Below are 11,777 nucleotides of genomic sequence, written 5' to 3' on the forward strand. Positions count from 1 at the left end.
CAGTCATGATTTAAATAGGGAACAATCACTTCGGAGTTATATGACTGAACTAAGTAAGTCATATCGATAGGCCCCGTTAAAAGGCCAGGGTTTAAGATAGGAATGAAGCAATTTTTTTGCTAACCTATAGAACTTGATAAGTTAATTATCGTGAGATAATTATAAAGTAGAGTGGTAACGCTTTGATGAGCCTCTACATGTATTTGCATACATGTAGAGGCCTTTTTAATGTTTTTTTTCAAAGGGGGAATTATTATTGATTAATATAGATCAAGATGAAGATGGTATTATATGTAAAAAATATTGTTATAAAAATTAAAATTGGGAGAGTGTTTTTATGAAAAAAAATATATTATTAGTATTATCATTAGTGTTTACATTAAGCCTTCTTGCAGGTTGTACGACGAAAGGTACAAGTAACAGCCTAGAATCAGATACAATAAAGGTTGGAGTAAACTATGAATTATCAGGATCAGTTGCTACTTATGGGCAAAATTTAGCAGCAGGTGTTGAATTAGCTGTTGAAGAAATAAATAAAAATGGTGGAGTACTTGGAAAGCAAATTGAACTTATTAAGGTTGATAATAAATCAGAAGATACAGAATCAGCTAACGTTGCTACAAGACTAGTTACTAGGAATAATGTTGTATTATTACTAGGAGCAGCAACATCTGGAAATACAAAAGCTGCCTCTCCAGTTGCAATGCAAAACAAAGTCCCTATGATATCAGCTTCTGCTACAGCAGATGATGTGACAATAGATAGTAATGGGAAAGTAAGAGAATATATTTTTAAAACTTGTTTTAGCGATTCCTTCCAAGGGGTTATGATGGCAGAGTTTGCTTTAAAAGATTTAGGATTTAAAAATGCAGCAATTTTAGGAGATAGTACATCAGATTATGCTAAGGGACTTTCAACAGCTTTTAAAGAGACTTTTACAAGCCAAGGTGGAACAGTTTTAGCTGAAGAAGCTTACCAAGCAAAAGATACTGATTTTAGAGCAGTTCTAACAAGTCTTAAGAGTAAAAACCCAGATGTATTATTTATACCTGGATATTACGAAGAGGTGGGATTAATAGTTAGACAAGCAAGAGAACTTGGATTAAATGTACCTATATTAGGTGGCGATGGATATGAATCTCCAAAGTTTACTGAAATAGCAGGTGAAGGTGTTTTAAATAATGTTTATTATTCATCTCACTATTCTTCAATGGATGATTCAGCTGAAGTAGTTAAATTTAATGAAAGTTTTAAAACTAAATATAGTAAAGAAGCGGATGCTTTTAATGCATTAGGTTATGACTTAGGTTACTTTGCTAAAGATGCCATTGAAAGAGCAGGAGAAGCTGACACAGAAAAAATAAAAGATGCTATAGCTTCAACTAAAGATTTTAAGGGTGTAACAGGAAGCGTTACAATAGATGAAAATCATAACCCAGTAAAATCTGTAACTATAATAGAAATGAAAGATGGAGTTCCAACATTCTTAAAGAAGTTGGATCCCAAATAAGATTAAATAATAATGTCTTTAAAGGAACATTCCTTTAAAGACATTATATAAACAGAAAGGAGGTTAATAAAATGGAACAATTATTACAACAATTGATAAATGGAATATCCCTAGGAAGTATATATGCTTTAATAGCACTTGGATATACCATGGTATATGGAATTATAGGATTAATAAATTTTGCTCATGGTGATATTTATATGGTAGGTGCATATGTTGGATTTGCCTTAACAACCTTTCTAGGATTAGGTTTTTTACCAGCTTTAATAATTTCTATGCTAGTTTGTAGCATACTTGGTATCTTAATAGAAAAAATTGCATATAAGCCTATACGTAATTCTACAAGAATTGCAGCTCTTATAACTGCCATATCTGTATCACTGTTTTTACAATATACAATGATGTATTTTGTAAAACCAGATACAAGAACATTTCCAACAGTTTTAAAAAGTAAAATATTAACTTTCTTTGATGGAAAGGTTATCTTAGATGTAAAAAATATTTATATCGTTGCAGTTACAATAATATTAATGATTGGTCTTCAATATATAGTTCATAGAACCAAGATAGGTAAAGCAATAAGAGCTGTATCACTTGATAAAGATGCTGCTGAGCTTATGGGAATAGATGTAAACAAAACTATATCATATACATTTGCTATGGGATCAGCCCTAGCAGGTGCAGCAGGAGTTCTTGTCGGAGTTTACTATAATACTATAAACCCTCTTATGGGAGCTGGTCCTGGGCTTAAGGCCTTTGTAGCGGCAGTACTAGGAGGAATTGGAGTAATTCCTGGAGCAGCCTTTGGAGGATTTTTCCTTGGAATGATAGAAACTGTAGTGACTGCTTATGGAGGATCTATATTTAAAGATGCGCTTTCTTTTGGAATATTAATCCTTGTTCTTTTAGTAAGGCCCAATGGACTTTTAGGTAAGACTGTAAAAGAAAAGGTATAGGGGGAAAAATGAAATGAAAAAGATTAGCAAAAAAAATATTATAGCCTTTCTTGCATTGAGTCTAACCTATTTATTGGGATTAGTATTAATAGATAAGGGCATCATTGACTCCTATTTGCAACTTAATATTACTCTTATTGGAATTAATATTATACTAGCAGTTGGTTTAAATTTAATTACAGGATTTACAGGTCAGTTTTCATTAGGACATGCAGCATTTATGTCAATTGGTGCATATACATCAGCAGTGGTTACAGCAAAATTAGGTCAACCTTTTATAGTAGCTATACTTGTCTCAGGAGTTGTGGCTGCAGTGGCAGGAATTCTTATTGGGATTCCAACACTTAGATTAAAAGGAGACTATCTTGCCATAGCTACACTTGGATTTGGTGAGATAGTAAGAATTTTAATATTAAATACTGACGCTGTAGGTGGAGCCATAGGATTCAATGATATACCTCAATATACAAATTGGACTTGGATTTTTACTATGACAGTAGTTACAATAATCTTGGTAAAAAATTTTATAAACTCTTACCATGGTAGGGCATGTAAATCTATTAGGGAAGATGAGATAGCAGCTGAAGCAATGGGTGTGAACACAACTTACTATAAGGTTTTAGCTTTTGCTATTGGGGCTTTCTTTGCTGGTATAGCAGGATCACTTTATGCTAATTATTTCTATTTTATCAAACCTGATTCTTTTGGTTTTATGAAATCTATTGATATATTAGTAATCGTTGTATTTGGTGGTATGGGTAGTATTGCAGGGTCAATTGTTGGAGCAATTGCTTTATCAGTGATATCCTTGTTCCTTCAGACTATACCCGAGCTTAGAATGATAATTTATGCACTTATTCTTTTCTTTATAATGGTATATAGGCCAACAGGAATTATGGGCAGAGATCAGATTAAGTTATTTAAGAAGGAGGTTAAAACAAATGCCAGCATTGAAAGTAAGTAATCTATCAAAGACTTTTGGTGGAATTAAAGCAGTTACAGAAGTAAGCTTAGAAGTAGAAAAGGGAGAAATAGTTGGTTTGATCGGGCCAAATGGAGCAGGAAAAACAACTTTTTTTAATCTGTTAACTGGAATATATACACCGACTTCAGGTGAAATCGTGTATAATTTAAACAAAAAAGTAACAACAAAAGATTTAAAGCCTCATAAAATAACTCATTATGGAATTTCTAGAACTTTTCAAAACATAAGACTTTTTAAAAATATGTCAGTAATTGATAATGTGCTTATAGGCTTTCATAATAGTTTAAAATATGGAGTAGCAACTGCTTTTTTTAAACTACCCTCCTACTATAAAATTGAAAATAATACTTATGAGGAGACATCAAAGCTTCTTGATAAGTTTGATTTATTAGATAAAAAGCATGAGCTAGCAAAAAATCTTCCATATGGAGATCAAAGAAGACTTGAGATTGCTAGAGCTTTAGCAGCAAAACCAAAGTTGCTTCTTTTGGATGAACCTGCTGCAGGTATGAACCCTAAAGAAACAGCAGAACTTATGGAACTCATTAAATGGACAAGAAAAGAATTTGATCTTACAGTTATTTTAATAGAACACGATATGTCTTTAGTAATGAATATATGTGAGAAAATATTTGTGTTTGATTATGGTCATTTAGTAGCTAATGGAGTGCCTGAGGAGATACAAAAAGACCCTCGAGTAATTAAGGCCTATTTAGGGGATGAGGTGGTAGAATGTTAGAACTCATAGATGTAAATATATATTATGATTCTATTCATGCACTTAAAAATATAAGCCTTAAGATAGAAGAAGGAGAGATAGTTACTCTTATTGGGGCAAATGGAGCAGGAAAAAGCACAACATTAAAAGCTATATCTGGTATGAAAAAGCCTAAGACTGGAGAAATTAGGTTAAATGATAAAAATATATTTTTTTTCAAAGCACCGGAGATTGTTAGACTGGGTATATCCCATGTTCCTGAAGGCAGAAGGGTTTTTTCAAATATGAGTGTAATGGAAAATTTGGAAATGGGTGCATTTATAAGAACTAATAAAATGGAAATTAAGAAGGATTATGAAAAAGTTTTTTCTTTATTTCCGAGACTTCTAGAAAGAAAAGAGCAAATGGCAGGAACTTTGTCAGGAGGAGAACAACAAATGCTAGCAATTGGTCGTGCCCTTATGTCAAGGCCAAAACTTCTTTTACTAGATGAACCTTCAATGGGTCTTGCACCCATTATAGTAAAAGAAATATTCAATATTATAAAAGATGTAAACAAGACTGGTACAACGGTACTATTGGTAGAGCAAAATGCGTATATGGCACTTAATGCTGCAGATAGAGCTTATATAATTAAAAATGGAGAAATTGAAATGGAAGGTAATGCAAAAGATCTGGTAAAAGATGAAAGGATTAAAAAAGCTTATCTAGAAGGATAAGCTTTTTTAAATTCCAAAAGAACAGGAGCTTATGATCAATTGATGAAAGTGAACAATATTAATATGGACTCTAGCATCTAAGTTAGAGTCTATATATTTTTCATTTTATGATATAATTAGTACATTATAGACATATTAATTCCAGTAATAGGAGGAATAAGATGAAATTATTAAAAGTTTTACTTATTATTGCAGCTGTCTTAGCACTTATATATCTTTATAATTTTAATCAAGTAAGCAAATTTAGAGTAAGAGATATAAAAATAGAATCCCATAAGATAAAAAATAATATAAAAATAACCCAGATTACCGACTTTCATTCCAATCATTTAATAGATATAGATAAAATGAGAATGGAAATAGAAAAGTTTAATCCAGATTTTATAGTATTAACAGGTGATATAATAGATCACAAAGATACAGAATTAGATATAGTAACAAAAATGCTTGAGAGTATATCAAAATTAGATAAAGATATTTATTTTGTAGAAGGTAATCATGAAATGAGGAACGGCTTATATAAGGACTTAAAGAATGAGATGGAAAGATTAAGTATAATTATTTTGGAGAATGATTCTAAAGTAGTTATGGTAAATGGAGAAGAAATAAATTTTACTGGACTTAATTTTACTCCAGGGTCTAGGGCATATGAAGAAGCTACAAATTATCAAGAAGCCACTAAGAATTTAAATGTAGATTATTATAATGTTTTATTATTGCATTCTCCAAATAATATTGAAAACCTTTCTGATAGTAAAGCAGATTTGGTATTATCAGGGCATGCCCATGGAGGACAAATCAGACTGCCAATAATAGGGTCAATAGTAGCACCAGGGCAGGGTTTATTTCCTAAGCATGATAAAGGTATTTTTAAAATAGGTAACTTAGTCCTTTATATCGATAGTGGACTTGGGAATAGCCTTGCACCACTGAGAGCCTTTAATCCCGTTCAATTTTCAAATATTACAATCGAACCAAAGAAGTGATGAAAATATGGATATAGATAAATTTAATCAAGATAAGGAATTGAATATTATACATTTAGATATGGATGCATTTTATGCATCTGTTGAAGAACAGGACAATCCTACACTTAAAGGGTTGCCCGTTATAGTAGGTGGTTTAAGTAATCATGGTATTGTGACTACTGCCAATTACGAAGCTAGAAAATATGGAATTCACTCTGCTATGCCTATATTTATGGCAAAAAAGAGATGTCCAAAGGGTTGCTATATATATCCTAGAATGAAAAGATATCAGTCAGTCTCCCAGCAGATATTTGATATTTTATATGAATTTACAGACTTAGTAGAGAAGGTGTCTATTGATGAGGCGTATTTGGATATTTCCAAGACAAATATAGAACCTTTGAAACTAGTCATGAAGATCAAAGAAAAAGTAGCGTTAAATACAGGTTTAACCATGTCTATAGGAATTTCATATAATAAATTTTTAGCAAAGCTTGCGTCAGAATGGAATAAACCCAGTGGTATAAAGATTATAACTAAAGATATGGTACCTGATATATTACTTCCACTTCCAGTTAGAAAAGTACATGGAATAGGTCCCAAATCTAATAATAGGTTAAATGGTATAGGGATTTATACAGTTGAAGATTTATTAGGATTATCAGAAGAGTTTCTTATGGAGATGTTTGGCAAGTCTGGTGTGGAGATATATAGTAGAATTCGTGGTATAGATCATAGAAAAGTAGATACTACTAGAGAGAGAAAATCCTTGGGGGTTGAGCGTACATTTGATGAATCTACAAAGGATAAATATGTCTTGAAAAAGTATTTAGAAAAGTTCTCTGAGGAATTATCAACTGACTTAAAGAATAGAGGTATACAGGGTAGAACTATTATTTTAAAAATAAAAGATGAAAATTTTACGACTCAAACTAGGAGTAAAACCCTAAATGAGTACATCAACGATTTTACTCAAATTTTTAATATATCTTTGGAACTATTAGAGGAAATTGAAACAAATAATAAGATTAGACTAATTGGTATAACAGCTTCAAATCTTATGGACTCCGAGTTAGAACAGCTTTCTTTATTTGATTAGAAAAATTAGATATATAGTCCTAGCACAGGGGTAATTAATTAGAGAAGCTAAATAAATTATTTACTTTAAGTATGCTTATATATTATAATATAATCAAACCAAAATATAAATTAATCGTAGAAAGGATGCTGATATTATTTGAACATTTTGATACAAAAATTTAAAGATGTAACACTAGCAGTATTTCCAATTACTATCATTGTACTAATACTGAATTTCACAGTAGCTCCCATAGGAGCAAACTTAATGTGGAAGTTTGTCGTTGGAGCCATATTTATTATATTGGGATTGTCCATATTTTTATTTGGAGTTGATTTAGGAATTCAACCTATAGGTGCACTTATGGGTTCATCTCTTACAAGAAAGAAAAGATTATGGATGATAATTGTATTTGGATTTCTTCTTGGATTTCTTATTAATGTTGCAGAACCAGATTTGTTGATTTTAGCAAGACAGGTAAGCGAAGTTACTTCTGGAGCACTGCCTCAAACTAGCATCGTAGTTGTAGTTTCAATTGGAGTAGGCTTATTAGTTGTAGTAGGATTAACTAGGATAATATTTAGAGTACCGTTAAATAAGCTTTTGACAGTATTATATGGGATAATATTCTTGTTAGTACTATTGGCGCCTGGAGCATTTTTAGGTATAGCTTTTGATTCAGGTGGAGCTACAACTGGTTCTATGACAGTACCTTTTATTCTTGCTTTGGGATTAGGAGTATCATCAACTCAAGGGGGAAAAGAATCTGAAGAAGACAGCTTTGGACTAGTGGGGGTAGCCTCTACAGGACCTATGATTGCAGTTCTTATCATGAGTTTATTGTCTGGTATAAAATCTTTAACAGGGAGTTTGCCATATAATGCTGCTAGTACAAGTGGTATAATAATTCCTTTCTTAAAACAAATTCCTACATTGATAATAGAAGTTACATTGGCTATGATTCCATTAATAATAATGTTTATTATATTTCAAATCATATTTTTCAAACTAACAAAAAAACAACTTAATAAGATTTTCAAAGGGTTACTTTATACATTTATTGGATTTGTACTATTTTTAACTGGTGTAAATGCAGGATTTATGGAAGCAGGGTCTGCAATAGGCTATGTTGCAGCATCTCTTGATAACAACTGGATTGTTATTCCTATTGGATTTATCTTAGGATTTGCTGTAATATTTGCAGAACCAGCAGTGTATGTATTAAATGAGCAGATAGAAGAGGTTACTTCTGGACATATTAAGAAGAAAGTAATATTATATACATTATCAATAGGAGTTGCCGTTGCAGTTGCTCTTTCTATGGTAAGAATATTAATACCTGGTATTAAATTATGGCATTATATTGTCCCAGGGTATTTATTAGCAGTAATTTTATCATATTTTGCGCCTAAGATATTTGTGGGTATCGCCTTTGATTCAGGTGGCGTAGCCTCTGGACCAATGACAGCTACATTTATACTAGCTTTTGCTCAAGGTGTAGCGGAAGCTGTTGAGGGAGCAGATGTTTTAATGGACGCTTTTGGAGTAATATCTATGGTAGCGTTAACACCTTTAATTGCAATACAGATATTAGGATTAATATATGAGCGTAAGTCTGCGAAAAGGAGTTGATATAGATGAATTCAGATATGTTAAATACGGACAAAGTTCTTTCTGTAGTAATTGTTAACCTAGGTATAGGAAGCAAGGTTTTAAAAGAACTAAAAAAAATAGGGGTAGCAGGTGGAACTATTTTTTTAGGAAGAGGAACTGTTAAGAATCATATTTTAGAGTTATTAGGATTAGATGAAGCAAAAAAAGAGATTGTAATAATGATTGCAAAAAAACAACTAGAAGATAAAATTCATGAAGTTATAACGGAAAAATTCCATCTAGACAAGCCGAATCATGGAATAGTGTTTTCTAAACCTATAAGTAGGACACTTGGTGTGAGAAGCAATCCTACGAATGATAGCGATTCAATAATTGGAGGGAAGAATGATATGAAATATGAAGTGATATATACTATCGTTGAGAGAGGCTTAGGTGCTGAAGTTGTAGATGCAGCTACTTCAGCAGGAGCAAGAGGAGCGACTATAATAAACGCAAGAGGATCAGGTATTCATGAAAGCAGTATGTTCTTCTCAATGAATATTGAACCAGAGAAAGAAATCGTTATGATAATAATTGAGAAAGAAAAATCAGACAAGATAATTAATGCTATAGAAGATACTATGCATATAGATGAGCCTGGAAAAGGTATATTATTTTCCATGGATGTTAATAAAGTTTCAGGACTATATAAAGATGAAGATTTAAACTAAGTTTTATACTTATAGCCAGCCAGGATAATTTATCCTGGCTGTTTTTTAAATGAAATATGCTATCCAAGGAATTCAGGGTTTTGAACAAGATCAGATCGTATAGATTTTTGTAAAATTGTAAATTGAAATTTTGTATTATTACTATTTAAATCACATGGATATTTTGCTCCACACTCTTCACATATAATATATTCCTTACTATTAAGTTGTTCTCTATTATCAAATAGGAAAGGTAGCACATCGGTTTCCCAACTCAACTCATTAGTGAGGGGAGTATTCAGCTTATATGAGTATAAAAAAGTAGCCTCTCTTTTAACTTCGAAATGTACTCCATTACATTTAGGGCAAACTAAGTATTTGTCAATATTCATAAGTATCATCCTTTCTATATAGAGTAGGGATTTTGTGGTTTCTTAATATTATTACCATTTGGATGATTATATATTATAAAAATATAAAGAATGTAATAAATATTATATTGTAACTCATATCTTATAGTAATAATCATAGAGTAGAATTGCATAAAAACAAAACTATTCGAATAATCAAAATATTCATTTACTTTAATATATGGATGTAGTATAATTTATTAAACCCATAAGTAAATTATAAAAATAAAGGAGGGGCATTATGGATAATAAGACTAGAGGTCAAGAAGACAGGGGGTCTTGGGGGTCGAGTTTTGGATTTATTATGGCAGCAGCAGGTTCAGCAGTTGGATTAGGTAACCTATGGAAGTTTCCTTATTTAGCTGGTAAAAATGGTGGTGCTGTATTTGTTGTAGTATACCTTTTGATGGTTGTATTTGTTGGATTTACTATGATGTTAGGCGAAATGATCATTGGTAGAAAAACACAATTAGATCCTTATGGGGCATATAAGAAATTAAACAAAAACTGGGGTTTTTTAGGTTCAATTGGTATTTTAACTGCATTTTTAATTTTATCTTTTTATTCTGTAGTAGGTGGATGGGTTATCAAGTATATCGTAGCAACATTATTAGGATCTATTGGAGCAGATAAAGCTGCATACTTTACTGGATTTATAGGCGGTTCTATTGAACCTTTGGTTTATCATGGAATATTTATGATTTTAACAGTAGCTATAGTATTTAAAGGAATATCTGGTGGAATAGAAAAGGCAAGTAAGATAATGATGCCAGCACTTTTCATTATGCTCATAATTGTTGCTATAAGATCAGTAACTCTTCCTGGAGCTTCAGCAGGTTTATCTTATTATTTAAAACCTGATTTTAGTAAGTTTAACGCAAGGGTTCTAGTGGATGCTTTAGGGCAAGTATTCTTCTCCTTATCACTAGGTATGGGGGCATTGATTACCTATGGTAGTTACCTAAAAGGTGACGAAAATTTAGAGAGAAATGCTTTAATAATACCTGCACTGGACACATCAGTAGCATTATTAGCAGGTTTTGCTGTTTTACCAGCAGTATTTGCTTTTGGATTTGAACCTACTCAAGGTGCTGGACTCATGTTTGTAACTTTACCAGCAGTATTTGATGCCATGCCTTTTGGGGCTGTGTTTGGTGTTATCTTTTTTGTTTTAGTGTTCTTCGCAGCAATTACTTCAGCTATTTCATTACTTGAAGTTGCTACTTCTTATGGTATTGATCAACGTAAATGGTCTAGAACTAAATCAGTTACCATATTTTCGTCCCTAATGTTTATAATAGGTATATTTGCTTCTTTATCAAATGGACCTATGGCAGACTTTAAGGTGCCGCTATTTAACAAAGGTATTTTTGATACTTTAGATGTCTTTACATCCAATATATTGATGCCTGTTGGAGGGCTATTGATGGCAATATTCATAGGGTATATTTGGGGTGTAGATGAAGCAATTGCAGAGATAAAGAAAAGCCCAGGAGTAAAATTCAAACTTGAAAAACTTTGGGTAATATTAATTAAATATGTTGCACCTATTGCTGTATTTATAGTATTGGCAAGTTCATTAGGATGGTTAGATAAATTTTTAGGCGAATAATTTAATTAATAATTAAATAGGTAAATTGTAAACAGATAGAATTTGGATTATCCTTCTATCTGTTTTTATTTAATCAATAATATAAACCTCCACATATGGGAAAAAATGTAAACCCTTAGTTTGAAAATCATTTTTACTAATATGACATAAAAAACTTCTTTATAGAGAAGATAATATAAGAGAGTAGACTCTACTTCGAAAGAATTTAAAGGAGGTCTGTATATGTTATATAACAATATTATAGAAAAGAGAGCAGTAAATGGAGGTCAGCATAGTGTAGTTTTGGAGATTTCAGCCAAGGATTATGATCAGGTTTTTGATGAATATAATAATGAAGTAGCAACAGAAATTATAAAATATCATCTAGTCAATAGAGGTGATGACGGAAGAGCATCAGATGTTCAAATTAAGCATGAAAATAATAGTGATATTATAAGGATTTATGCAAACATCAATTATTTGGGCAATGATCATACTGGATATGGAATACATTAACAGTAAAAAACAAGGGTACTCAT

Annotated in this window: 12 protein-coding genes; 11 read left to right on the forward strand and 1 reads right to left on the reverse strand. The window is 31.7% G+C overall.

Features of this window, described 5'->3' with window-relative positions:
• Positions 1-337: 337 nt before the first annotated feature.
• From RIN63_RS11640 to RIN63_RS11680, 9 genes are all read left to right on the forward strand, one after another.
• Positions 338-1,510, forward strand: a complete 1,173-nt coding sequence (locus tag RIN63_RS11640) for an ABC transporter substrate-binding protein (protein ID WP_310444900.1) — start codon at positions 338-340, stop codon at positions 1,508-1,510.
• 71 nt (positions 1,511-1,581) lie between these two features.
• The gene (locus RIN63_RS11645) at positions 1,582-2,466 is read left to right on the forward strand and encodes a branched-chain amino acid ABC transporter permease (RefSeq protein WP_310444901.1); all 885 of its coding nucleotides are present in this window, start codon (positions 1,582-1,584) and stop codon (positions 2,464-2,466) included.
• Positions 2,467-2,479: 13 nt separating this feature from the next.
• Positions 2,480-3,430: a branched-chain amino acid ABC transporter permease gene (locus tag RIN63_RS11650; protein ID WP_310444902.1), complete on the forward strand. Its 951-nt coding sequence runs from the start codon at positions 2,480-2,482 to the stop codon at positions 3,428-3,430.
• Complete coding sequence (locus tag RIN63_RS11655; protein ID WP_310444903.1) at positions 3,408-4,190, forward strand: ABC transporter ATP-binding protein; 783 nt, start codon at positions 3,408-3,410, stop codon at positions 4,188-4,190. Before RIN63_RS11650 ends, RIN63_RS11655 begins: the two co-directional genes overlap by 23 nt.
• Entirely contained in the window at positions 4,184-4,888 is a 705-nt protein-coding gene (locus RIN63_RS11660; RefSeq protein ID WP_310444904.1) for an ABC transporter ATP-binding protein, read from the forward strand. The genes RIN63_RS11655 and RIN63_RS11660 overlap by 7 nt, the downstream gene beginning before the upstream one ends.
• Before the next feature lie 161 nt (positions 4,889-5,049).
• A complete protein-coding gene (locus RIN63_RS11665; protein WP_310444905.1) occupies positions 5,050-5,874 on the forward strand; it encodes a metallophosphoesterase in 825 nt (274 codons plus the stop codon).
• 7 nt (positions 5,875-5,881) lie between these two features.
• A complete protein-coding gene (locus tag RIN63_RS11670; RefSeq protein ID WP_310444906.1) occupies positions 5,882-6,955 on the forward strand; it encodes a DNA polymerase IV in 1,074 nt (357 codons plus the stop codon).
• A 147-nt stretch (positions 6,956-7,102) separates the two neighbouring features.
• On the forward strand, positions 7,103-8,566 hold the full coding sequence (locus RIN63_RS11675) for a DUF1538 domain-containing protein (RefSeq protein WP_310444907.1): 1,464 nt from the start codon (positions 7,103-7,105) through the stop codon (positions 8,564-8,566).
• Positions 8,567-8,571: 5 nt separating this feature from the next.
• Positions 8,572-9,258, forward strand: coding sequence for a P-II family nitrogen regulator (locus tag RIN63_RS11680; protein ID WP_310444908.1), 687 nt, complete (start codon positions 8,572-8,574; stop codon positions 9,256-9,258).
• Between the two features lie 59 nt (positions 9,259-9,317).
• On the opposite strand, the gene RIN63_RS11685 is transcribed toward RIN63_RS11680, so the two are convergent.
• Positions 9,318-9,629, reverse strand: a complete 312-nt coding sequence (locus RIN63_RS11685; protein WP_310444909.1) for a hypothetical protein — start codon at positions 9,627-9,629, stop codon at positions 9,318-9,320.
• 259 nt (positions 9,630-9,888) lie between these two features.
• Between RIN63_RS11685 and RIN63_RS11690 the strand changes: the two genes are divergently transcribed.
• The gene (locus RIN63_RS11690) at positions 9,889-11,259 is read left to right on the forward strand and encodes a sodium-dependent transporter (protein ID WP_310444910.1); all 1,371 of its coding nucleotides are present in this window, start codon (positions 9,889-9,891) and stop codon (positions 11,257-11,259) included.
• A gap of 222 nt (positions 11,260-11,481) precedes the next feature.
• Positions 11,482-11,754 (forward strand): hypothetical protein, encoded by a 273-nt coding sequence (locus RIN63_RS11695; protein ID WP_310444911.1) that lies wholly within the window; start codon positions 11,482-11,484, stop codon positions 11,752-11,754.
• Positions 11,755-11,777 lie beyond the last annotated feature (23 nt).

Source organism: Tissierella sp. (assembly GCF_031460495.1).
Lineage (GTDB): Bacteria > Bacillota > Clostridia > Tissierellales > Tissierellaceae > JAVKTS01.

Excerpts from the sequence above, each read along its gene's own strand:
- RIN63_RS11690 (WP_310444910.1), top strand. The coding sequence starts at position 9,889 with ATGGATAATAAGACTAGAGGTCAAGAAGACAGGGGGTCTTGGGGGTCG.
- RIN63_RS11680 (WP_310444908.1), top strand. The coding sequence starts at position 8,572 with ATGAATTCAGATATGTTAAATACGGACAAAGTTCTTTCTGTAGTAATT.
- RIN63_RS11665 (WP_310444905.1), top strand. The coding sequence starts at position 5,050 with ATGAAATTATTAAAAGTTTTACTTATTATTGCAGCTGTCTTAGCACTT.
- RIN63_RS11655 (WP_310444903.1), top strand. The coding sequence starts at position 3,408 with ATGCCAGCATTGAAAGTAAGTAATCTATCAAAGACTTTTGGTGGAATT.
- RIN63_RS11670 (WP_310444906.1), top strand. The coding sequence starts at position 5,882 with ATGGATATAGATAAATTTAATCAAGATAAGGAATTGAATATTATACAT.
- RIN63_RS11640 (WP_310444900.1), top strand. The coding sequence starts at position 338 with ATGAAAAAAAATATATTATTAGTATTATCATTAGTGTTTACATTAAGC.
- RIN63_RS11650 (WP_310444902.1), top strand. The coding sequence starts at position 2,480 with ATGAAAAAGATTAGCAAAAAAAATATTATAGCCTTTCTTGCATTGAGT.
- RIN63_RS11685 (WP_310444909.1), bottom strand. The coding sequence starts at position 9,629 with ATGAATATTGACAAATACTTAGTTTGCCCTAAATGTAATGGAGTACAT.
- RIN63_RS11695 (WP_310444911.1), top strand. The coding sequence starts at position 11,482 with ATGTTATATAACAATATTATAGAAAAGAGAGCAGTAAATGGAGGTCAG.
- RIN63_RS11660 (WP_310444904.1), top strand. The coding sequence starts at position 4,184 with ATGTTAGAACTCATAGATGTAAATATATATTATGATTCTATTCATGCA.
- RIN63_RS11645 (WP_310444901.1), top strand. The coding sequence starts at position 1,582 with ATGGAACAATTATTACAACAATTGATAAATGGAATATCCCTAGGAAGT.